The organism is Mesorhizobium sp. BH1-1-5 (assembly GCF_020165615.1).
In the GTDB taxonomy this organism is placed as follows: Bacteria; Pseudomonadota; Alphaproteobacteria; order Rhizobiales; family Rhizobiaceae; genus Mesorhizobium.
Genome location: NZ_JAIUIM010000043.1, coordinates 15,669 through 38,939 on the forward strand (window position 1 = coordinate 15,669; position 23,271 = coordinate 38,939).

Below are 23,271 nucleotides of genomic sequence, written 5' to 3' on the forward strand. Positions count from 1 at the left end.
GATGGAAATGGAAATCAGTCTGAAGGGAATGCTGGCCGGCCTGTTGCTGTCCTCGGCGCTTGGTCTCGGCGGCACGCTCGTCGCCAATGCCGCGGGCGACGAAATCGTTATCGGCGCGCCGATCTCGCTGACCGGTCCGCTCGCCGGCGACGGCAAGGAGCAGAAATGGGCCTATGAACAGGCCGTCGCCGACATCAACAAATCAGGCGGCATCATGGTGAAATCGGCCGGCAAGAAGCTGCCTGTCAGGCTTGTCGTCGCCGACGATGAAAGCTCCGAGGGCAAGGTCGCGTCCGCGCTCGAAAACCTGATCAAGGTGCAGAAGGTCGACGCGCTGCTGTCGACCCATTCCGGGCCGATGAACATCGCCGGCGCCATCGTCGCGGAGAAATACAAGAAGTTCTACATGATCACCACGGCCTTCCCGTTCGAGTGGCAGCCGTTGAAGCTGAAATATTCGGCGCTGTTCTTCTTCCATCCCGGACCCGGTGCCGAGGTGCCGTTCCAGATCTGGGACAAGCTGCCGGCCGGCGAGAAGCCGAAGCATCCGGCGCTGGTCTCGGAAGACTCGCCCGACGGCAAGGGGTTCGGCGGCGCCTTCGAGGCGGCAGCCAAGAAATACGGCTACAGCTTCGCCGTGGACGATCCCTGGGCGATCCGCGCCACGGACTATTCGGCTTTGATCACCAAGCTCAAGGCGGCGGACGTCGACGCCATGCTGGTCTTCGGCTCGCCCGCCGACACCATCACGCTGCTGCGGCAGATGAAGGAGCTCGGCTTCTCCGTGCCTTATTTGCATGGCTGGAAGGGCACCTGGACCGGCGAATTCCACGAAGCGCTCGGACCGGACTCCGACTACATCCTGACCGACGGCTTCTGGTCGGCGAGCTACCCTTACAGGGGCGCCAAGGAGCTCGGCGACCGCTACGAGGCCGAGTTCAAGAAGGACTCCGTCACCGTCGGCGCCTTCTACGCCAACGCGCAGGTGCTCGCGCAGGCGATCGAGAAGGCCGGCAGCACCGATGCCACCGCCATCCACGACGCGATCTTCGGCCAGGAGTTCAAGGACACCGTGGTCGGCGACCTGAAGTTCGACGAGACCGGCTTCGCGCTGATCCCCAGCGTCGCCACGCAATGGTGGCAGGGCAAGCATCAGCTCATCTACCCGGACGGCAACTGGACCTACAAGCCGGCCCCGGCCTGGGACAAGCGCTGAACGAACAGATGCGGTGGAAGCGGCGGGCGCATGATCGCGAAGCCAGGCGCCCGTTCGCTTCCCGCCTGCCCGTTTGGATCGCTTGGCAATGAGTCGGTTTGAGCGCCTAATCCTTTGTGCTCCCGCTGGAAGGAAACGAAAAACACGATGCAGGCGGACGAAACCTTGCTGCGCCTCGAGGCGGTCAAGAAACGCTTCGGCGGGCTTGTCGTCCTCAACAACATCGATATCGCGGTTCGTGCCAACGAGCTCATCGGGCTGATCGGCCCCAACGGCGCCGGCAAGTCGACGCTCTTCAACGTCATCACCGCCATTTATGCGCCGACCGAGGGGCGCGTGTCCTTCCGCGGCAAGGACATCACCGGCATCGCGCCGCACCGCATCTCAAGGTTGGGCATCGCCCGCACCTTCCAGCTGGTGCGCACCTTCCTCACCATGACCGCTTTCGAGAATGTCATGGTCGGCGCCGTCTACGGGGCAGGGGGCCGGGTCAAGCATGCGACCGAGGCGGCGAACGCGGCGCTGGAACTGGTTGGCTTGAATGCCAGGCGTGACATGCGCACCGCGCATATGACGCTCTCCGACCGTCGCATGCTGGAGATCGCGCGCGCCGTCGCCTCCGATCCGGCATTGCTGTTCCTCGACGAGCCGATGGCCGGCCTCAACCCGACCGAGATCCAGCGCATGGTCGACGTCATCCGCCGCGTGCGTGCCGACCGCGGCATCTCGATGCTGTGGGTCGAGCACAAGGTCGACGCCATCATGAAAGTGTGCAGCCGCGTGATCGTGCTCGACCATGGCGAGAAGATCGCCGACGGCACACCGCGCGAAATCACGCAAAACCGCAAAGTCATCGAGGCCTATCTTGGCGAACCGGCTGCTTGAAATAAGCGATCTCGAAGTCGCCTATGGCGATGTCGGCGCGCTGTGGGGCGTCTCGCTCCATGTCGATCCCGGCACGATCGTCGCGCTCGTCGGCGCCAACGGCGCCGGCAAGACGACGCTGCTTAGGACCGTTTCAGGCCTGCTCAAGCCGAAGGCGGGCGATATCCGCCTGTCGGGCCAGTCGATCATAGGCAAGGCGCCTGAAGCGATCGCCAGCATGGGCATTGCCCATGTGCCGGAAGGGCGCGGCCTGTTCCGCCAGATGACGGTGCTGGAGAATCTCGAGCTCGGCGCGTTCCAGTCCAAGGCTCGTCCGCGCACCAAGGAGCTGCTGGAGAAAGCCTACACGCTCTTCCCGCGCCTGAAGGAACGCGCGCAGCAGAAGGCCGGCTCGCTCTCCGGCGGCGAGCAGCAGATGCTGGCGATCGCGCGGGCCACCATGTCGGAGCCGTCGCTGCTCATCCTCGATGAGCCGTCGCTGGGCCTCAGCCCGCTCGTCGTGCAGCAGATGTTTGCGCTCATCCAGACCTTGCACGGCCAGGGCGTCACCATCCTTTTGGTCGAGCAGAACATCCACCAGGCGCTCAAAGTGGCCGACTACGCCTTCGTGCTGCAGACCGGCTCGCTCGCCATGCAAGGCACCGGCGCCGACCTCATCGCCGACCCCGAAATCCAGAAGGCCTATATGGGCGTGTTGGAGTAGGAAATGTTCAATCTCCCGCCACCCGAGATCCTCTTCCAGCTTTCGCTCAACGGCGCGCTTGGCGGCGCCATGTATGGCGTCGCCGCCGTGGGCTTGAGCCTGATCTTCGGCACCATGCGGCTGATCTTCCTCGCCCAGGGCGCGATGATCATCCTCGCCGCCTATTTCGTGCGGGCGCTCTTCTACGGCCTCGGCATCGACCCGTTCCTGTCGCTGCTGATCGTCGTGCCGGTCGGGCTCGTCGTCGGCTGGCTGATCTACCAGGGCCTGTTCCGCAGGGCCGCCGCTGAAGCAGACCGCAACGTCTCGCTGCTCATCGCCGTCGGCTTGATGTTCCTGGTCCAGAACCTGATGACGGTGATCTGGGGTGGCAACACCGCCGGCGTGGTGACGTCCTATACGGCGACCGGAATAGAGCTGCTCGGCGTGCGCACCTCCTTCACCCGCTCGATGGGCTTCCTGATCGCGCTCGCCGGTACCGGCCTGGTGGTGCTCTTCCTGCGCAAGACGATTGTCGGCAAGGCCGTGCGCGCCGCTTCCGAGGACATGGACTCAGCAATGCTGATGGGCATCAGCCCGCACCGCGTCAACGCCATAGCATTCGCCATCGGCATTTCGCTGGCGGGCGCGGCCGGTGTCGCGGTGGCGACGACCTTTCCGTTCAACCCCTTCGCCGGCTTCATCTTCAGCCTGAAGGCGCTGGTGGCGCTGGCGCTGGGCGGCATCGGCAACGTCACCGGCGCTCTGGCCGGCGGCATCCTGCTCGGCCTGATCGAGGCCTATGTGCAGTTCTTCATCTCGGGCGGGTGGACGAATGCGATTGCCTACGGCGTCTTCCTCCTGGTGCTGATGTTCAAGCCGGAAGGCCTGTTCAGCCGGCCCTACAAGAAGGCGTGATGCGATGAGCCGAGCCTTGCAATGGATCGCAACCGTCGTCGTCGCGGCGCTCGCGCTGCTGCCGTTTCTGCCCGGCGCCGTCGACGCCTATTATTTCTCCTTCCTGTTCTTCGTCTTCCTCTATGCCATCATGGCGCAGAGCTGGAACCTGGTCGCCGGCTATGGCGGTCAGATAAGCCTCGGCAGCCACGCCTTCTTCGGGATCGGCGCCTACACCACCGCCATCCTGTGGAGCGGCAACTATCTCTGGGGCTCGCTCTATGACAGCCACCCAAACATCTACTATTTCGATCCGGTGACGATGCTTTTGGGTGGCGTTGTCGCGGCGCTCGCGGCGGTCATCATCGGCCTGCCGCTCCTGTCGAAACTGCATGGCGACTATTTCGCGCTCGGCACGCTCGGCTTCGGCGAGATCGTCAAGGTGCTCTTCGTCAATGGCGGCGACTTCACCGGCGGCGCCTTCGGCATCGTCGCCCCTGCGAGCAGCTTCGACACGCTGCGCCCCCACTACTGGGTCGGCCTCGGCCTGATGGTCGCCACCGCTCTGGCCATCCGCGCGCTGATGCGCTCGCGCTACGGCCTGGCGCTGATCGCCGTGCGCGACGACGAGATGGCGGCCTCCGCCAACGGCATCGACACGCTCAAGGTCAAGGTCGCCGCCTTCGCCGGCAGCGCCTTCATCGCCGGTGTCGCCGGCAGCCTCTACACCTTCTACATCTTCCATGTCGGGCCGGACTCGGTGTTCGACCTCGACTGGATGCTCCTGCCGCTGATGATGACGGTGGTCGGCGGCACCGGCACGATCCTGGGGCCGATCCTCGGCGCGCTGGTGATGTACGCCGTCTTCGATCTCGCCCGCATCGTCGTGCCGGACTACCACCCGGTGATTTCGGGTCTGACGATTATCCTGGCGATGCTGTTCCTGCCGAAGGGCATGATGCGGCTTGGCGCGATGCGGCGACTGAAGCCGGCAACCTAGCTCATCAACTTCTGCCATCACGCCGCCCGCCGAGGCGCACCGTTTTCTGGGGCGAGCGAACAGTTCGGCAAGATCGTCATGGTGGTTTGAGGCGCTTCAGCAGGAAAAGCGACTATCCGCTTGGCAAGCGGTGCCGCTCGGGACAAACTGGTCATCCGCGTGACGCCTCAAGGAGACTCCGACAATGACCGCCAATGTTTTTTCCGGCTGCATGCCGGCGCTGATGACGCCCTGCACCGATGACCGCCTTCCCGACTTCGACGCGCTGGTGCGCAAGGGCCGCGAGCTGATCGCTGCCGGCATGTCGGCCGTCGTCTATTGCGGCTCCATGGGCGACTGGCCGCTCTTGACCGACGCGCAGCGCATGGAAGGCGTCGAGCGCCTGGTGAAGGCCGGCGTTCCGGTGATCGTCGGCACGGGCGCGGTCAACACCGCCAGCGCCGTGGCCCACGCCGCTCACGCGCAAAAGGTCGGCGCCCGCGGCCTGATGGTCATCCCGCGCGTTCTGTCGCGCGGCCCGTCGGTGGCGGCGCAGCGTCACCACTTCAAGGCGATCCTTGCCGCTGCCCCCGACTTGCCGGCCGTCATCTACAACAGCCCCTATTACGGCTTTGCCACGCGCGCCGACCTCTTCTTCGCGTTGCGCGCCGAGCATCCGAACCTCGTCGGCTTCAAGGAGTTCGGCGGCCCCGCGGATCTGCGCTACGCGGCTGAAAACATCACCAGCCGCGACGACGAGGTTGCGCTGATGATCGGCGTCGACACCGCCGTCTTCCACGGCTTCGTCAATTGCGGAGCGTCCGGCGCCATCACCGGCATCGGCAATGTCCTGCCCAAGGAGGTGCTGCATCTGGTGGGCCTCAGCCAGGCAGCCGCGGAAGGCGATGCCGAAGCGCGCCGGCTGGCGCAGGAACTGGAGGCAGCGTTGGCCGTGCTTTCCTCTTTCGACGAGGGTCCGGACCTCGTGCTCTATTTCAAGCACATGATGGTGTTGAAGGGTGATCCCGAATACCGGCTGCACTTCAACGAAACGGATGCGCTGAGCGACAGCCAGCGCGGCTATGCCGAGCAGCAGCTCAAGCTGTTCGACACCTGGTACGCCCAGTGGTCGAGGCAGCCCGTGATGGCGAGATACGCGGCCTGAGTTGATCTGGGAGTGTCAGTGCACCACCGTCCGCACGCGCTCCCTTAGCTCCCTGGGCGCCACATCATACTTGCTCTTGAACGCCCGCGAGAAATGCGCGCTGGAATTGAAGCCGCAGGCAAAGGCGATTTCGGAGATCGAGGCCGAGGCGCGGGCGGGAGAGAGCAGTTCCTCCTTGCTGCGCTCCAGCCGCCGGTCCCAGACGAAGCGCTCCAGTGTGGCGCCTTCGCCTTCGAAGGCGCGGTGCAGATAGCGGCGGGAGCAGCCCATGTGGCGGGCGATGTCCTCGGCCGAGAGATTGGAGCGGGCAAGGTTGGCGTCGATATAGGCGACGATGCGCTCGCGCAGCGCTTCCAGCGGCGAGCGGCGGAATTCCGGCGCCATCGGCTTGGCCTGGATAAGGCCGTTGACGAGCTGGACCAGACTGTCGCCGACGCGGCGGCAGCCGGCTTCGTCGAGCTTATGCGCCTCGCCGATCGCCATCTGCATCAGGCCTGACACGATATGGGTCAGGCTGTCGTCCTCGCCGGGCAGCGGCAGCGGCGCCGAAAGCCGCGCCAGCGTCTCGTCGCCGAAGGTCGAGCGCGGCACCTGCAGGATGAGCTGGTCGACGTCGGAAAGGTTCTGCAGCGAATAGCTGCGGACCGGGTCGTAGATGATCGCCGCGCGCGGGCCGAGATCGATCGCCGTCTGCTGCTGCTCGAAGCGGCTGCGGCCCTTCAGCTGCATCAGGATCTTGATCGCGTCGGGATCGAAGCTGCGCCAGAAGGCGCGGTCGTTGAGAACGAGGTGCGACTTGGCCCGGATCTCGGACAGGCGGCAGGCGCCGAGATTGACCGAGACCAGCTTCGGCAGCGACGGCGCCTCGCCGCGCGAGAAGCGCTGGGTGATCGGGCCGAACAGCATCCGCGAGGCGGACAGGAAGGCTTCGCCGTCGGCGACGCTCACATGGTGGCCGTACATCGTTTCCTCCTCCGGTTCATGATCCGCAAGGATCATGTCCAAACTCCCGTCTTCACGGGCTCCCGTCTTTTCGCGGGATTGAGACGCAACGGCAGGGCCGATGCAACCGGAAAGGAAGTTAACATGCTAATCATCTTCGCCGCAACGGCGCAGATGAGCAATAAACAGGCAGGCGTTTGTCGCCGGCCTGTTCGTAGGTTTGGATCAGGCGGCCTTGACCTTCAGCTCTTCCTCGCCGCGCACCATCCTGGTCACGCCGGCGAAGTCGAGCTTGCCCGAACCGAGCACCGGCACCTTCGGCACGACGCGCACTTCGGCCGGCACCATCAGGTCCATGGCGCCGTTCGCCTTGGCGAAGGCCAGGAAGTCGGCGCGGGTGGCTCCGGAAGCTTCCGTGATCAGGATCAGCTTCTCGCCCTTGCGTGCGTCCGGCACCGTGGCGACGGCCGACGGCGAGCCTTTCCAGAGTTCGCCGGCCAGCGCCTCGATCGCGGCCAGCGAAACCATCTCGCCGGCGATCTTGGCGAAGCGCTTGGCGCGGCCGCGGATCGAGATGAAGCCCGCATCGTCGACGGTGACGACGTCGCCGGTGTCGTGCCAGCCGTCTTTCAGCGGCTCGATCACGCCCGGATTCTCGGCGCGCAGGTAGCCGGCCATGACGTTGGGGCCGCGCACGAACAGCCGGCCGCCCTCGTCGACACCGGGCACTGGCTCCAGCCGGTACTCCATGCCGGGCATGATTTTGCCGACGCTGCCCGACTTGTTGTACATCGGCGTGTTGATGGCGATCACCGGCGCGGTTTCGGTCACGCCATAGCCTTCCAGGATGCGCAGGCCGAATTTCTCCATATAGGTCGTGCGCGTCGCGGCCTTGACCGGCTCGGCGCCGGCGAAGCAGTAGCGCACCGAACGGAAGTCGTAAGGGTGCGCCGTGCGGGCATAGCCGGCGAGGAACGTATCGGTACCGAAGATGATCGTCGCGTTCGAGGCATAGATCAGTTCCGGCACGATGCGGTAGTGCAGCGGCGAGGGGTAGAAATAGACCGGCACGCCCGAGATCAGCGGCAGCACCGTGCCCGCCGTCATGCCGAAGGAGTGGAAGATCGGCAGCACGTTGAACACCTTGTCGCCCGAATGGAAGTCGATGCGCGAGGCAGCCTGGGCGGCGTTGGCAAGGATGTTGCGGTGGGTGAGCACCACGCCCTTCGGCGTGCCTTCCGAGCCCGAGGTGAACAGGATCGCCGCCGGATCGTCCGCCTTGCGTGCCACCCGCGGCGTCGCCTTGCGCAACAGGCCGAGCAGCTTGTCCTTGAGGCCGATCGTGGCGCGCAGGTCGTCGAGCCAGACGATGTCGACCGAGCGGCCGATCTCCTCGACCATCGGCCCGAGCTTTGCCTGTTCGACGAAGGCGCGGGAGGTGAGCACGGTACGCACCTCGGCCGCCTTGCAGGCCGACAGGATGTTCGCCGCACCCGCGGTGAAGTTGATCATCGCCGGAACCTTGCCGGCCGACATGACGCCGAGAAGTGCTGCGCAGGCGCCGTTGGCGTTGGGCAGCATGATGCCAAGCGTCTGCTGGTCGCGATAGAGGTGCTCGAACTTCTCGCCGAGCACCGCGGCGCCGGTGAGCAGCTTGCCGTAGCTCAGCGAACCGGTGACCGGATCCTGCACGGCGAGTTCTTTCATGCCGCGCTCGTTGGCCGTCTCGATGATCTTCTCCAGCACCGTCTTGTTGATGTCCTGGGTGCGGAAGACGAGGTCCGACATCACCTGGTAGAGCGCGGAACCGGCGGCGGCGCGGCGCTGGCGGCCCTTCAGTTCCTGCGGCACTTCGAGCTTCACCGGCTCCAGGATGGTCACCTTGACCTTCGGGAACAGGCGGCGGCGCACATGCTGCGAGGAGAGCCGCGAGAAGTAGCTCTTCTCCAGCCCGTCGATGCGCACCGGCACCACCATCGAGCCGGTCTTGTCGGCGACCATTGCGGCGCCATCATAGATCTTCATCAGGCCGCCGGTGACGGTGATACGGCCTTCCGGGAAGATGACCAGCGGATCGCCGCCCTGCACGATCTTGATAAGGGTGCGGGTCGACATCGGCTTGGCCGGATTGAGCGGCAAAGCGCGGGCATGCTTCATGAACGGCTTCATCCACCAGGCCTGGGCGATCGTGTAGTCGATGGCGAACACCGGCTCCTCGTCGGTCAGCGTCAGCGCCAGCGGGCCGTCGAGGAAGCTGACATGGTTGAGCGCCAGGATCGGCGCCTTGCCGGCCGCCTTGAGGTTCTCGATGCCCTCGACCTCCAGCCGCAGGAAGGCGCGGAACAGGATCGAGACGAAATCGCGGAACGGATTGGTCGGCAGGAATTTCAGCATCAGCCAGGCGGCGATCGCGTTGGCGACGACGAGGCCGAACAGGATGCCCGCGATCGAGACGCCAGCGGCCTGGATCGCCGCGACGAGGATGCCGCCGACGGTCATGAAGCCGGCATTGACGATGCTGACCGCGGCAACGACGCGGGCGCGGCGTGCCTCGGGCGACCAGGCCTGCACGGCGGCGAAAGTCGGCACCACCAGGAAGGCGGCGGCAATGGCCATGCCGGCGAGGTCGATGGCGACACGGATGGTGTTCGGCCCGGCGAAGAAGGCGGAAAGCGTCTCGGCCCGAGGCGAGGGCTGCATGCTGCCGATGGTCCAGGCCAGATGCAGGCCGAAGAGCGCGAGCAGCGCCGTGCCGACCGGTGCGGGCAGGAGCACCATGCGACCTTGCGACATCCAGGCTGCGATGGCCGAGCCGATGGCGATCGAGACGGCGAACACGGCAAGATAGGCGGTGACCGCGATCTCGTTGCCGCCGAGCGAATCCTTGATCATTGCCGGCAGGATCGAAAGCACGATGGCGCCGACCAGCCAGAACCACGAGGTCATCAGGCCGGCGCGCCAGATGCGCGTGTCGGTGCGCAAGTCGCTGACTTGCCGCCAGGTCGAACGGAAGATGTTCTTGTCGATGACAAGGTTCGGGGCGGCCGAGCCTGTGGAAGGGATGTAGCGGCTGACGAACCAGCAGCCGACGGCCAAGGCCATCATGATCGGCCCGAACACCCAAACGCCGATGCCGTCGGCGGAGACGACGCCGCCGGCGATGGTGCCGCCCAGGATCGCCGCGAAGGTGGCCGACTCGATCCAGGCATTGGCCTTGGGCAATTCCTTGCGCTCGAGATGATCCGGCAGGATGCCGTATTTGATCGGCCCGAACAGCGCCGAGATGACGCCGAACATCAAGAGCGCCGTCATCAGCACGGGAATAGAGGACAGGGCGATGCCGACAACGGCGACGGCGGCCGCGGCGATCTCGGTGAATTTCAGCCGCCGCGCGATCAGCGCCTTGTCGAAGCGGTCGGCGATCTCGCCGCCCAGCGCCGAAAGCAGCAGGAAGGGGGCCATGAAAATGGCGCCGGCCAGCGTCACCAGCGATGCGGCCTGATCCTTCGCCAGCGTGAAGAGAATGAGGAACACCAGCGTGTTCTTCAGGAAATTGTCGTTGAAGGCCGAGAGGAATTGCGTCCAGAAGAGAGGCGCGAAGCGCCGCGACATCATCAGATGGGTGTTCATGGCAATTTCCATTGGGCAAGGCCGTCTGGCAATCCGGCAGGACTGGGCGGACACTTGCGCGGTTTGAGCCTTGTTTAGCGGGAAGCGGTTAAGCTTCGTTACTGCGATTGATGCCAATCCATTTGTTTCTTGTTCTTGGTGCATGGAATCTGTCGTCCATGATTGGTCTCCAGGCCTTCCAGGCACTCGACTGTTTGCGGGCATGGCTGTCGGCGAGCATCGATATGATCCTTTCGTTTCAGCGTTAAGCCGGATCGGAGGCGGTCTGTTTCAGGCCGGATACAATCCAGTGAACATTGTTCATATACGCAACATAGCACATCTTGAACGATGTTCAACATAAAAATGAACGACGTTCATAACTCGAATCGGATAGGTTAAGAATGAGGAAAGCAGGGATCCGAAGCTTCGAACGCGCCCGGCGTTTCACGCCTCGCCGGTCAGCCGCGCCGAGATCAGCCGGGCTGCCCTGACTGCCGCCTCGCCTTGTCCGGCCGCTGTCGCGTCGTCGACGCGCGAGACGGGGGAGGCGACGGCCAGCGTGCCGATCGGTTGGCCGTCGGCGCCGAGGATGGCCGCGCCTATGCTGTGCACGCCTTCCTCATAGCCCTGGGCGCTGCGCGAATAGCCGCGTGAAGCGGCAAGCGCGATGGCTTTCACAAGGTCATCCGGCTGGGTCATCGTGAACGCGGTGAAGGCCTGCAGCGGCTTTTCCAGATAGGCGCCGACCGCTTCCAGGCGCGAGGCGGCGAGGAAGGCGATGCCCGACGCCGTCCCATGCAGCGGCAGCACCTGGCCGACATCGACATTGACGCGGTTGGCCTTGGCCGACAGCTCGACATGCAGCGTCAGCAGCGCGCCGGCGCTGAACTCGGACAGATGCACCGTCTCGCCGGTTTCAAGCGACAGCTCGCGAATGACCGGCGCGGCCAGCCGCACGAAGGGGAAATGCGCGTCGCGGATGCGGGCGAGCCGCGACAGGCCGGCGCCCAGCCGGTAGCGGCGACTCCGCGGCTCCTGCTCGATCAGCCGGTGCGCGGCAAGCGCCATCAGAAGCCGCCTGGCGGTCGCCTTGTCGAGGCCGGCGCGGCGGGCGAGGTCTGAGAGGCCGATCTCCGGCTCGTGCAGCGTGAACAGCTCCAGCAGCGACACCGCCTTGCCCACCGTGCTCATCGTCCGTTCTCCAAGATACTTCGCATGTGAATTAACTTGACAGGCGCCCTTTCTGCCTTCAGTGTGCCTATAACATACAAAACACTGGTTCAAATAGTGAACCGATTGGGAACGGCTACGCGCCCCGAAATTTTGCGCGTCAGGGAGAGTTCAGCGCCGTGACGGCCGCCAGCAAGACCGCTTTGCAATCCGCAACGATCGAAGACTTGCTCGACCGCGAGCAGGCGCGGTTCCTCGACACGCATCCGCGCTCGGCCGCTGCCTGGGAAGAGGGCAAGACGCATTTCCTCTATGGCGGGCCGTCGCATTGGATGCGCCGCTGGGCCGGCGGCTTCCCGGTCTATGCCGCTTCGGCGCGTGGCGCGCACATCCGCGACATCGACGGCCGCGACTATGTCGACTTCGCGCTTGGCGACACCGGCGGCATGTGCGGCCACGCGCCCGAAGCGGTGACGCGCGCGGCGCTCCACCAGTTGCAGAACGGCACGACGATGATGCTGCCCACCGAGGACAGCCTCTGGGTCGGCGCCGAGCTGACGCGCCGCTTCGGCCTGCCTTACTGGACCCTGACTACGTCCGCCACCGATGCCAATCGCGGCGCCATCCGCATCGCGCGCATGATCACCGGCCGTCCCAAGGTGCTGGTCTTTTCCGGCTGCTATCACGGCGGCGTCGAGGAGGCGCATGTCGAGATCCGCGACGGCAAGATCGGCATGCGCAACATGATCCACCCGAACGGCGTCGACCATTCGGCCGTCTCCCGGGTGGTCGAGTTCAACGACGTCGCGGCGCTCGAGGAAGCGCTGTCGCATGGCGACGTCGCCTGCGTGCTGACCGAGCCGCTGATGACCAATTTCGGCATGATACCGGTCGCCGATGGTTTTCACACGGCACTGCGCGAGATCACCCGCCGCACCGGCACGGTGCTGATCATCGACGAGACGCACACCATCTCCAGCGGCCCCGGCGGCTACACCGCGCTGCACGGGCTGGAGCCGGATATACTGGTGGCTGGCAAGGCGATCGCCGGCGGCATTCCGGCCGGCATCTTCGGCGTCTCGCAGGCTATCGCCGAGCGGCTTTGGAAGATCGTGCCGATGGTCAATCCGCGCGTGCGCCAGTCGGCGCATCTCGGCATCGGCGGCACGCTGGCCGGCAACGCGCTCACCGTCGCCACCATGCGCGCGGTGCTGGAAGAGGTGCTGACGCCGGCCAATTTCGAGCTGATGATCGCCAACGCCACGCGCCTTGCCGAAGCCGCGCGCAAAATCATCGCCGACAACAGATTGCCGTGGCATGTGACGCAGACCGGCGCTCGCGCCGAGATCATGTTCATGCCGAACCCCCCGATGAGCGGCGCCGACGTCATCGCCGGCCGGCGTGGCGACCTCGAGACGCTGTTGCACGCCTTCTACATGAACGAAGGCATACTGGTGACGCCGTTCCACACCATGTTCCTGATGTGCCCGGCGACGTTGCCGGCCGATGTCGACCGCCACACGGAGGTCTTCGGCCGTTTCGTCGATCTCGTCGGCGGCGCGGGCGTCGTCTGAGCGATGGCGACCCCGTTCGACCTCTCGGGCAAGGTGGCGCTGGTGACCGGCGGCGGGCGCGGGATCGGCGCGGCAATCGTCACCCGCTTTGCCGAGGCCGGCGCCTCGGTGGTGATCGCCAATCGAACGCTCGACGTCGCCGAGGCGCTTGCCGCCGAACTGTCGGCGCGCGACCTCTCCGCCCGCGCCGTCACGCTTGCCGGGCTGGATCGCGCGGCGCTGCACGCGCTGGTCGGCGATGTTGTGCGCAAATCCGGCCGGCTCGACATCGTCGTCCACAATGCCGGCGGCTGCCCCTGGGCATCGGTCGAGGAGCTCGACGAGGACAAGCTCGACGAGGCGCTGTCTATCAATCTAAAAGCCTGCTTCTGGCTGGCGCAGGCGGCAGCGCCTGCGATGCGCGCCAACGGCTTCGGCCGCATCCTGGTCACTTCATCGGTCTCGGCGCGCGTGGCGATGGCCGGCGGCGCGCATTATTCGGCGGCTAAGGCCGGCGTCAACGCCTTCATTCGTGGCGCCGCCTTCGAGTTCGCGCGCGACGGCATCACCGTCAACGGCGTCGAGCCGGGCTTCATCGCCAAGCCCGGGCGCGGCACGATGAGCAAGCCTGAGGTGGCTGACCGTCTGGGGCAGTTCATCCCGATGGGCCGTCTCGGCGAGGCCGACGACATCGCCTACGCGATGCTCTATCTCGCTTCGAGCCAGGCGAAATACACCACCGGCCAGACCATCGTAGTCGACGGCGGCTCGACCTTGCCGGAGACCGGATATGCCGTCGAGCGGCACTGGGGGCTCGCATGAGCCGCCGCCTGGAAGGCCGCACGGCCCTGGTGACGGGCGCCGCCACCGGCATGGGCCGCGCCACCGCCGAGCTGTTCCGCCGCCACGGCGCGAAAATCGTCGCATTCGGCCATGGCGGCGAGGTGCTGGAGGAAGCGGCCACGGCGAGTGGCGGCACTGCCGTGCGCGGCGACATCACCGACGCCGGCGATATTGCCCGCGCGATCGAAGCCTGTGGTGGGCGCCTCGATATCGTCGTCAACGCCGCCGGCGTCATGATCCTCGACGAGCCGGAAACACTGAGCGACGAGACCTGGGCGAAGAGCTTTGCCGTCAACGTCACCGGCGCGATGATGGTCTGCCGCGCGGCACTCCCGATGCTCAAGGCGCGCGGCGGCGCGATCGTCAACATCGCCTCAGTCGGCGCCTTCAACGCCAGCGGCCAGAACGCCGCTTATTCGGCAAGCAAGGCGGCGCTCGTTTCCTATACGCGCTCGCTTGCCTTCGCGCATGGCGTCGACGGCATCCGCGCCAACGCGGTGGCGCCTGGCTGGGTGCGCACGCCGATGAGCGTCTACGAGATGAAGGTCGCCGCAGGCGCCAACGGCTCGACGCCGGAGGACGAGTTCAAGGCGCTGACCAACCGCATCGCTTTGCGCCGCATCGCCGAACCTGAAGAGATCGCCTCCTGCTGCCTGTTCCTTGCGTCCGACGAAGCGTCCTTCGTCACCGGCGCGGTGCTGGTCGCGGATGGTGGCGGCCGTGCGCCGACGCAAAACAGGGCGGTGTGACGTGATCTGAAGTTTCGCCTGTCCGTTGGCGCGTGGAGGTGCCGGCCGGCGGGAGTGGAGGAGAAAAAATGCCCGACAGAAGTGCCGACCTGGTTTTCACCAATGGCCGCATCTATACGCTCGACCGCAGGCGGCCCTGGGCCTCGGCCGTCGCCGTCAAGGGCGGCCGCATCGTCGCGGTTGGCGAGGGCGCCGATGTCGCCGCGCTGATAGACACCGCCACCCGCGTCGTCGATCTCAAGGGCGCGATGATGATGCCGGGCATCGTCGACGTGCATGCGCATCTGATGATGGGCGGCCAGGCCGAGCTTTTCGAATTGCGCTTCCCGCCGACCGCGAGCTTCGAGACGCTGATCGCGCGCGTCGGCGAGGCGGCGGCCAAGGCGCCGGAAGGCTCCTGGATCATCGGTGGCCAATGGGGCAGCGATCTCCTGCCGAAGCTCAATCGGTTGGAAGCGCTGGCGGTGCTCGACCGTGTCAGCCAGGGTCGGCCAGTGATGCTGCGCGACGACACCTATCACAACCGCTGGGTCAACTCGCAGGCGCTTGGCCTGGCCGGCCTGTCCGCTTCGTCGCCCGATCCGGAGAAGGGTTCGATCGGCCGCGATCCGGCGACCGGCGCGCTGACCGGCATGATGATCGAATCCGCCGCCGGCATCGTCGAGCGCACCATCGCGCAGTCCGGCCATTACACCGAAGAGATGGACCGCGCCGCGATGGCGCGCTCGATCGCGACGCTCAACTCCTACGGCGTCACCGCATTCCTCGACGCCGCCGCCATGCAGCCGATCCTCGCGGCGCTGAAGGGCCTCGACGATCGCGGCGAGCTGACCGCTTGGTCCGTCTCGGCCATGCCGGCGGTCGAGCCGTCCTTCATGTTCGGCATTGCCGGCGACGAGCTGATCGCCCTGCGTGAGCAATATCGCGGCGTTCACGCCAAGCCAGATTTCGTAAAGATCTTCCTCGACGGCGTGCCGGGCGCCCGCACCGCCGCCTTCCACGAGCCCTACACCAAGGACCCGGTGCTCGGCTGCTGCTTCCGCGGCTCGACCATCGTCACCGTGCCGGAGCTGATCCGGTGGGTCGGCAAATGCGAGAAGCTCGGCCTCGGCGTGAAGATCCACTGCGCCGGCGATGCCGCCGTCAGCCAGGCGCTCGACGCGATCGATGTCGTGCGCTCCTTCAACGGCTCGACGAAGGTGATGCATCACATCGCGCATGCGAGCTACATCGCGCCGGACGACATCGCCCGCTTCGCCGAGCTTGGCGTCGTCGCCGATCTCTCGCCCTTCCTGTGGTATCCGACGAGCTTCCTCGAAGGCCACAAGCAGACCATGGGCGAGGCGCGCGCGCTGCGTTTCTGGCCGAACAGGGATTTGCTCGCCGCCGGCGCGTTGCTTGCCGGCGGTTCCGACTGGCCGGTGATGCCGAATCCCGATCCATGGGACGGCATCGAAGGCCTCGTGACGCGCCGCAACCCGAGCGGTGAGTTTCCGGGCGCCGCGCTCTGGCCGGAGCAGGCGATCGACGTCGCCACGGCGCTCGAGATCTTCACCATCAATTCCGCCCGCGCCATCGGCCTCGCCGACACCGTCGGCTCGATCGAGATCGGCAAATCGGCCGATCTCATCGTGCTCGATCGCAACGTGCTGGAGACGCCGGCCGACGATCTCGCCGACACAAAAGTGCTGACGACCTGGTTCGAGGGGAGGGTGGTCTATGAGCGCGCCTGATCCTTCGAGCGATGCAAAGATCCCGGTGACCGTGCTCACCGGCTTCCTCGGCAGCGGCAAGACGACCGTGCTCAACTGCTTGCTGCGCCAGCCCTCGCTGGCAGGTGCCGCCGTGATCGTCAACGAGTTCGGCGCCGTCGGGCTCGATCATTTGCTGATCGAGGCCAGCGAAGAACAGTTCACGCTGCTCGACAATGGTTGCATCTGCTGCACCGTGCGCGGCGATCTGGTCGCCACGCTGAAGGAGCTCGACGCTAAGAGCCGTGCCGGCGAAACGCCACCGCTTTCGCAGGTGATCATCGAGACGACCGGCCTCGCCGATCCGGCGCCGATCCTGCACACGCTGATGGCCGAAGCTGAGCTCATGACTCGCTTTCGCATCGGAAGTGTGGTTACCACCGTCGATGCGGTGAATGGCGCGGCCACGCTTCACCGTCACCCGGAAGCAGCCAAGCAGGTCGCCGTCGCCGACCGGCTGCTGATCACAAAGACCGATCTCGTCTCGAACGAGGCACTCGGCGATATGCTGCAGCAACTGGAGCATTTGGCGCCGGCCGTCGAGCAAACCATTGCCCGCAACGGCGAAGTCGACCTCGATCTGCTGGCGAGCCTGCCTGCTGACGCAGCGGATGTGACCCGCATCGCCGGGCGGCTCGAAGCGGCTGATCATCACGACCATGGCTGCGGACCGGACTGCCACCATGGTCACGATCATCATCACGACACCCATCACGGCATCCGGACTTTCAGCTTCGTCATCGACAAGCCAGTCGAGTGGGGCGCCTTCGCCCGCTGGCTCGACTATGTCGCGGCGCTGAAGGGCGAGGACCTGCTGCGCTTCAAGGGCCTCGTGCGCACGACGGACGATCCCGAGCGACCGCTTGTGCTGCACGGCGTCCAGCATGTCTTTCATCCGCCGGCGCGGCTCGACCGCTGGCCGTCGGCGGACCGCCGCACCCGGCTGGTGTTCATCGTCCGCGACATCGAGCGCGAGACCATTGCCCGCACGCTGGTGAAGTTCGCCGCGATCGACGCCGCGAGCCTCGCTTCGCCCGTGCTCGCCGCCGCCTGAAACCAATAACGCATGACAAAAATGGGAGAATGAACATGCATTGGAAATCGAGACTGCTCTCAGCAGCATTTGCCGGCATCGGCCTTGCCGCCATGGCCGGCACGGCGTCGGCCGCCGGCCCGACCTGCAAGGACGGCGCCATCAAGGTCGGCGCCGTGTCGACCGTCACCGGCCCGGCCGATTTCTCGGAAGTGCCGAAGGCGACGCAGGCCGCTTTCGATGCCGTCAACGCGGCAGGCGGCATCAATGGCTGCAAGATCGGCTACACGATCGCCGACGACAAGGCGGACCCCGCGGTGGCAGCCCAGGCCGCGCGCGACCTGATCGACAACAAAGAGGCGGTGGCTCTGGTCGGTTCGGCCAGCCTGCTCGACTGCGCCGTCAACTCGGCCACCTACAGCCGCAAGAAGATCCTTTCGGTGCAGGGCCTCGGCGTCGACGCCGCCTGCTTCTCCTCGCCCAACGTGGCGCCGGTCAATGTCGGCCCATATACGCTGTCGACCGCGATGGCGTACTACGCCACCAACGAGCTGAAGACGAAGAAGCTCTGCGCCTTCTTCATCATCATCGGCGGCACCCAGGAGGCCTACAAGAAGGCGATCGAGAACTGGGAAAAGATCAGCGGCCAGAAGATCCACCTGCTCGACCTGACACTGCCCTTCCAGGGCGATCTCACGCCATACGTCATCAAGGCGCGCGACGCCGGCTGCGACGCGGTGCTGACCAATCAGGTCGAGCCGCAGGTGGTGCAGTTGATCAAGACCGTCGATGCGCAGAAGATCACCGGCATCAACTGGCTGTTCCTGGCGCCCGGCTACACCGAGCAGGTCGCCAAGGCGCTGGCTGATACCAAGCAGCCGATCTATGTCGGCACCGAATGGGAGCCCTATACCGAGAAGAACTCGGCCGCCAACGCGCAGTGGATTGCCGACATGCAAAAGGCAAACCGGCCGCTCACCGCCTTCTCGCAGGGCGGCTATCTCGCCGCCGAGCTGTTCCTCAAGGTGGTTGCCTCCATCGACGGCGAGGTGACGCGCGAAAGCGTCGCCAAGGCGCTGCACGACATGCAGCCGCTCACCAATCCGCTCGCCGGCTCGCCTTACGTCTTCGGCAAGGCCAAGACGCATTCGCCGATGCAGGCCACCAAGGTGATGAAGCTCGAGGCCGGCGCCTGGAAGGTCGAGACGCCGGACTGGGTCGTGCTGCCGCAGGCCAAGTGATCCTCCCGGGCGTCGGCACCGCCTCTTATGGCCAGCCTCTTTCTCTCTGTGGACGGAGAGAAATGTCGGGCACGGCGATGAGGGGCGGCGCCGGCCTCGGCACATATTCGGGGCCGATGCCGGCCCGCTTCCAGATTGGGAAAAAATGAACGCATTGCTCACATCCGCCGTGGCGGGACTGACGGCCGGGGGCACCTATGCCCTGCTCGGCGTCTGCGCCGTCTTCACCTACCGGCTCGTCGCCGTGGTGAATTTCACCGGGGCCGCGATCGGCACCGCCGGCACCTTCGTGCTGATCGCGCTGTTCGAGGCCGGCTTCCCCATCTGGCCCTCGGTGTTGGCGGGCATCGCGGCAGGCACGGCGACCGGCGTCGCAATCGGCTACATCATGACGCGGTGGTTCGGCGAAGCGAGCGCTTCAACCAAGGCGGCCGTGACGGTGGCGTTGCTCGTCGGCCTGATCGCCGTCGGGCTGCGGCTCACCGGCGGCCAGCATCCGCACAACATGCCGGATCTGTTCCCCGGCTCCGCCTTTCGTCTCGCCGGCGTCGAAGTGACCATCGCCTCGGTGCTCACCATCGGGCTCGCGGTGCTGTTCACAATCCTCTCCAACCTCTTCCTCAACCGCACCAAGGTCGGCCTCAATCTGCGCGCGCTGGCCGACCGGCCGATGGCGGCGGAACTGCTCGGCGTGCGCGTGCAGCTCCTGTCGCTGCTGGTCTGGGGCATGACCGGCGCTTTCACCACTTTCGCATTGATGATCATCGCGCCGCAGCGCTCACCGAACTTCATGACGCTCAGCCTGCTCGTGGTGCCAGCGCTTGCCGCGGCGCTCATCGGCGTCTTCCGCAGCTTCTGGTGGACGCTCGCCGGCGGCATCGCGCTCGGCATCGTCGAAGGGCTGGCGAGCTCCATCGACAGCGTCAGCCAGTATCGCAGCGCCATTCCCTTCCTGGTGGTGCTCGCCGTTCTTCTCTGGTCGCAGCGGGAGGCCCGCTGGGATGAAGCGCGCTAGCTTGAGAGCCTCCTTGATCGTCATCGTCGTGGCGCTTATCGCCGGCGGCGTCGCCTATGCCGGCCTGCTGCCCTCCTACTGGGTGTTCTTGGCAACTTCGGTGCTGATCATCGGTGTCGCCTTGCAGAGCCTCGGTCTCGTCGCCGGCCGCACCGGCATGATCGCGCTCTGTCAGATGTCCTTCGCCGGCGTCGGCGCCTGGACTGTCGGCTATCTCAACCTTGCCGAGGCGCCGGGCGGGCTGGCGGCGTGGATCCTGGTCGGTGGCCTTGCCGCCGTGCCGTTCGGCGTCGCCATCGGCCTGCCGGCGCTGCGATTGCGCGGCATCAACCTCGCCATCGTCACGCTCTCCTTCGCCACCGCCTTCGACACCATCCTTGCCACCATGACCTATCCCGGCCAGACCGATTTCCTGCAGGTGCCGCGGCCGGAACTGTTCGACAGCGACGAGGGCTATTTCGTCTTCGTGCTGCTGTTCTATGTGGCGATCGCTGTGGCGCTCGAATTCATCAGCCGCTCGCGGCTCGGCGCGTCCTGGTTGGCGGTTCGCCATTCGGAGCGCGCCGCCGCGGCGCATGGCGTCAGCATCGCCACCGCCAAGCTCACGGCCTTCGCGCTCAGCGCCTTCGTCGCCGGCATTTCCGGCGGTCTGCTCGCCGGCTATCTCGGCACGCTGGTCGCCGAGAATTTCAGCATGATGCAGTCGCTTTCGCTCTATGCTGTGTCGGTGATGACCGGCGCGCATTTCGCCGGGGGCGCGATCATCGGCGGCTTGCTCGTCGTGATGTTCCCGGAAATCCTGCGCCGGCTCGACTGGCCGCAGGACATCGGCAATGTGCTGTTCGCCATCGGTGCCACCCAGGCGCTGTCGACCGGCGAGACGATGAGCGAAACCTTCCAGCGCCAGTTCCGCAAGCTGCTGCCGGCGCGTACGCCGAAGACCGCTGCCACGTCTGGCTCTGAATTGCCGGCGGCAATCGAGCGCACCGCCGGTCCGGCGCTCACCATTGAGGGTCTGACCGTGCGCTACGGCAGCGTCGTCGCGCTGAACAATGTCAGCCTGAGCGTTGCCGCCGGCACCGTGGCCGGCCTGATCGGCCCGAACGGCGCCGGCAAGTCGACCTTCATCGATGCGGTCGCCGGCTTCCTGGCCTCCTATCAGGGCAGTGTGCGGCTGGGCGGTAAGCCGCTCGAAGGCGTGCCGGCGCATTTGCGCGCCCGCGAGGGCGTGCGCCGCACCTGGCAGACCAACCGCATCGCGCCGGAGCTCACCGTCGGTGGCTATCTGGCCTTGGCGGCCAAGGGCCTGTCGGCAAGCGAAACCAGGGCAATCCTCGACTGGCTGGACTGTCCGCATCCCGACACGCTGGTTGCTTCGGTCGATGCCGGCACCAGGCGGCTGCTCGACGTCGCCGGCGTCGTCGCCGCGCGCCCGGCCGTCGTGCTGCTTGACGAGCCCGCGGCCGGCCAGTCGCATGAGGAGACGCTGCGGCTCGGCCAGCGCATCGCCGAGATCCCGAAACTGTTCGGCTCGGCGGTGCTTTTGGTCGAGCACGACATGGATCTGGTGCGGGCGGTCTGCTCGGAGGTCACCGTGCTCGACTTCGGCCAGGTCATCGCCTCCGGTCCGCCGGCCAAGGTGCTCAGCGAGCGGGCGGTGAAGAAGGCCTATCTCGGCATCGAGGAAGAGAGCGTGGCGGCATGAGCAGGCTCGTCGTTTCCAACCTGTCGATCGATCGCGCCGAGCTACCCGTCGTCACATCGGTCGATCTCGTGGCCAAGAGCGGCGCGATCAGCGTCGTGCTCGGCGCCAATGGCGCCGGCAAGACGACGCTGCTCGAAGGCCTGTCGGGCATCATCCCGGTTGCCGCCGGCAGCATCGCCATCGACGGCCGCGAGTTGCAGAAGGCGCGTCCGGGCGCCCGTTCACGCGAAGGGCTTGCCCATGTCGAGCAGGGCCGCACCGTCTTCCGCCAGCTGACGACGGAAGAGAATTTGCACGTCAGCCTGCATCCCGGCGCCGATATCGCGGAAGCCTATGCGCTGTTTCCCGAACTGGTGCAGCGCCGCGCGGTGAAGGCGAGCCTGCTTTCCGGCGGCGAGCAACAGATGCTGGTCATCGCGCGAGCGCTTCTCACCCGGCCCAAAGTGCTGCTGATCGACGAGATGTCCGCCGGTCTCGCCCCGGTCATCGTCACGCGGCTTATGACGGCGGTGCGTAAGCTCGCCGACGATGGCCTGGCCGTCGTGTTGGTGGAGCAGTTCGCCGCCCTTGCGCTGTCGATCGGCAACCGCGCCTATGTCATGCGCCGCGGCCGCGTCGTCTATGACGGCGACTGCGCGAAGCTGCGGCAATCGCCGGACGAACTGCACCGGCTTTATCTCGGCGGTGCGGAGACGTCTGTGCCGGCCTGACCGGCACTGTCAGGAGAGCAACGGAACGTTAGACAATGTCTCGATTTTGCGGCGGCTGGAGCTACACCAGCGCGCCGCAAACGGCTATCTATCGTTGCGGAATCATGCTTCGGGGGTGAGGCGCGGCTTGCAGCTGGATTTGAAAACCATCGAGGCGCTCGCGCCCGACCAGGCCTCGCTCGGCGCTGCCGCCAATCTGACCAAGCGCTCGAACTGGCCCCGTCTCGAAGCGCATGAACAGCTGCCGTTGATCTGGGGCGAATGCCAGGGCTCGGGGTCCAACCCGTACCGCGTCGCGTTCGATACCTCCGATCACGGCTATAAATGCACCTGTCCCTCTCGAAAATTTCCCTGCAAGCATATTCTGGCGCTGGCCTGGATCGGCGCCACGGCAGCCGACAGCTTCGCCCGTGTCGATCAGACGCCGGACTGGGTCAACGACTGGCTCGGTCGGCGCCGCAAGCCCGGCCAATCTCCGACGCCGGCGGCAGCCAGCTCTGAAGGCAAAAGCATCGATGAGGCGTCGCGGCCTGCGGAAAGCGCGCCCGTCGAGGACGCCGCCGCCGCCGAGCGCCGCGAGGCGGCGCAGCGTAAGCGGGCCGAGGATACGCGCAGCGCGGTTTCCGCCGCGCTCGACGAGCTTGACCAATGGATCGCCGACCAGCTTCGGCTCGGCCTCGCCGGCTTTGTCGACGCCTCGAGCGAGCGCTGCCGCCGCATCGCGGCACGACTTGTTGATCTCAAGGCAACGGCGCTGGCCGGCCGCATCGATGAATTGCCGGCGCGGCTGATGGCGCTGCGCGGCGAGGAGCGGCCGGACGCTGCGATCCGTGAGTTGGGCAAGCTGGTGCTGCTCGCCAAGGCGTGGCGTACCGCGCCCGACGATGCCGAGCTGAAGCGCCTGGTCTCGACATCGGAAACGCGCGACCAGATCCTCGCCAATCCCGACGCCTTGCAGGTCGAGAGCGACTGGGAGGTTTTGGGCGAGAAGATCGAGACCCGCCGCGACGGCCTCGTTAGCCACGCGACATGGCTGCTCGATCTGAAAAGCCCGACCCCGCGTTTCGCCGTCCTGTTGGATTTCTTCCCGGCCTCAGCCGGCCGGCGGTGGGGGGGGGGGGGG

At 66.0% G+C, this 23,271-nt stretch carries 19 protein-coding genes; 16 read left to right on the plus strand and 3 right to left on the minus strand.

Annotation, left to right across the window (positions count from 1 at the left end; genetic code table 11):
- Nucleotides 1-7: 7 nt before the first annotated feature.
- From LB572_RS32865 to LB572_RS32890, 6 genes are all read left to right on the plus strand, one after another.
- On the plus strand, nt 8-1,216 hold the full coding sequence (locus LB572_RS32865) for an amino acid ABC transporter substrate-binding protein (protein WP_224670707.1): 1,209 nt from the start codon (nt 8-10) through the stop codon (nt 1,214-1,216).
- A 147-nt stretch (nt 1,217-1,363) separates the two neighbouring features.
- Nucleotides 1,364-2,101, plus strand: a complete 738-nt coding sequence (locus LB572_RS32870) for an ABC transporter ATP-binding protein (protein ID WP_224670708.1) — start codon at nt 1,364-1,366, stop codon at nt 2,099-2,101.
- A complete protein-coding gene (locus tag LB572_RS32875; protein ID WP_412033617.1) occupies nt 2,094-2,804 on the plus strand; it encodes an ABC transporter ATP-binding protein in 711 nt (236 codons plus the stop codon). The genes LB572_RS32870 and LB572_RS32875 overlap by 8 nt, the downstream gene beginning before the upstream one ends.
- A 3-nt stretch (nt 2,805-2,807) precedes the next feature.
- Nucleotides 2,808-3,701, plus strand: a complete 894-nt coding sequence (locus tag LB572_RS32880) for a branched-chain amino acid ABC transporter permease (protein WP_224670710.1) — start codon at nt 2,808-2,810, stop codon at nt 3,699-3,701.
- Nucleotides 3,702-3,705: 4 nt separating this feature from the next.
- Nucleotides 3,706-4,680, plus strand: a complete 975-nt coding sequence (locus LB572_RS32885) for a branched-chain amino acid ABC transporter permease (RefSeq protein WP_140805052.1) — start codon at nt 3,706-3,708, stop codon at nt 4,678-4,680.
- A gap of 184 nt (nt 4,681-4,864) precedes the next feature.
- Nucleotides 4,865-5,824 (plus strand): dihydrodipicolinate synthase family protein, encoded by a 960-nt coding sequence (locus LB572_RS32890; RefSeq protein WP_224670711.1) that lies wholly within the window; start codon nt 4,865-4,867, stop codon nt 5,822-5,824.
- A gap of 15 nt (nt 5,825-5,839) precedes the next feature.
- Here LB572_RS32890 and LB572_RS32895 read toward each other — a convergent pair whose 3' ends face one another.
- The 3 genes from LB572_RS32895 to LB572_RS32905 form a co-directional block, all read right to left on the minus strand.
- Nucleotides 5,840-6,823: a helix-turn-helix domain-containing protein gene (locus LB572_RS32895; RefSeq protein WP_224670712.1), complete on the minus strand. Its 984-nt coding sequence runs from the start codon at nt 6,821-6,823 to the stop codon at nt 5,840-5,842.
- A gap of 168 nt (nt 6,824-6,991) precedes the next feature.
- Entirely contained in the window at nt 6,992-10,396 is a 3,405-nt protein-coding gene (locus tag LB572_RS32900; protein WP_224670713.1) for an acyl-[ACP]--phospholipid O-acyltransferase, read from the minus strand.
- A 426-nt stretch (nt 10,397-10,822) separates the two neighbouring features.
- The gene (locus LB572_RS32905) at nt 10,823-11,569 is read right to left on the minus strand and encodes an IclR family transcriptional regulator (RefSeq protein ID WP_140805044.1); all 747 of its coding nucleotides are present in this window, start codon (nt 11,567-11,569) and stop codon (nt 10,823-10,825) included.
- A 158-nt stretch (nt 11,570-11,727) separates the two neighbouring features.
- Between LB572_RS32905 and LB572_RS32910 the strand changes: the two genes are divergently transcribed.
- The 10 genes from LB572_RS32910 to LB572_RS32955 form a co-directional block, all read left to right on the plus strand.
- Nucleotides 11,728-13,122, plus strand: coding sequence for a transaminase (locus LB572_RS32910; RefSeq protein ID WP_224670714.1), 1,395 nt, complete (start codon nt 11,728-11,730; stop codon nt 13,120-13,122).
- A gap of 3 nt (nt 13,123-13,125) precedes the next feature.
- Nucleotides 13,126-13,923, plus strand: coding sequence for an SDR family oxidoreductase (locus LB572_RS32915; RefSeq protein ID WP_224670715.1), 798 nt, complete (start codon nt 13,126-13,128; stop codon nt 13,921-13,923).
- Nucleotides 13,920-14,693 (plus strand): SDR family NAD(P)-dependent oxidoreductase, encoded by a 774-nt coding sequence (locus tag LB572_RS32920; protein ID WP_224670716.1) that lies wholly within the window; start codon nt 13,920-13,922, stop codon nt 14,691-14,693. Before LB572_RS32915 ends, LB572_RS32920 begins: the two co-directional genes overlap by 4 nt.
- Before the next feature lie 68 nt (nt 14,694-14,761).
- The gene (locus tag LB572_RS32925; protein WP_224670717.1) at nt 14,762-16,426 is read left to right on the plus strand and encodes an amidohydrolase; all 1,665 of its coding nucleotides are present in this window, start codon (nt 14,762-14,764) and stop codon (nt 16,424-16,426) included.
- On the plus strand, nt 16,413-17,498 hold the full coding sequence (locus tag LB572_RS32930; RefSeq protein ID WP_224670718.1) for a CobW family GTP-binding protein: 1,086 nt from the start codon (nt 16,413-16,415) through the stop codon (nt 17,496-17,498). Before LB572_RS32925 ends, LB572_RS32930 begins: the two co-directional genes overlap by 14 nt.
- 35 nt (nt 17,499-17,533) lie before the next feature.
- Nucleotides 17,534-18,718 carry an ABC transporter substrate-binding protein gene (locus tag LB572_RS32935; RefSeq protein ID WP_224670719.1) on the plus strand — a complete coding sequence of 395 codons (1,185 nt, stop codon included), beginning with the start codon at nt 17,534-17,536 and terminating at the stop codon, nt 18,716-18,718.
- Nucleotides 18,719-18,863: 145 nt separating this feature from the next.
- Nucleotides 18,864-19,733, plus strand: a complete 870-nt coding sequence (locus LB572_RS32940) for a branched-chain amino acid ABC transporter permease (RefSeq protein WP_140805032.1) — start codon at nt 18,864-18,866, stop codon at nt 19,731-19,733.
- Complete coding sequence (locus LB572_RS32945) at nt 19,720-21,438, plus strand: ABC transporter permease subunit (protein WP_224670720.1); 1,719 nt, start codon at nt 19,720-19,722, stop codon at nt 21,436-21,438. Before LB572_RS32940 ends, LB572_RS32945 begins: the two co-directional genes overlap by 14 nt.
- On the plus strand, nt 21,435-22,148 hold the full coding sequence (locus tag LB572_RS32950) for an ABC transporter ATP-binding protein (RefSeq protein WP_224670721.1): 714 nt from the start codon (nt 21,435-21,437) through the stop codon (nt 22,146-22,148). The genes LB572_RS32945 and LB572_RS32950 overlap by 4 nt, the downstream gene beginning before the upstream one ends.
- The coding region (locus LB572_RS32955) for an SWIM zinc finger family protein (protein WP_224670722.1) at nt 22,060-23,271 on the plus strand (1,212 nt) is incomplete at its 3' end. The genes LB572_RS32950 and LB572_RS32955, both read left to right, overlap by 89 nt.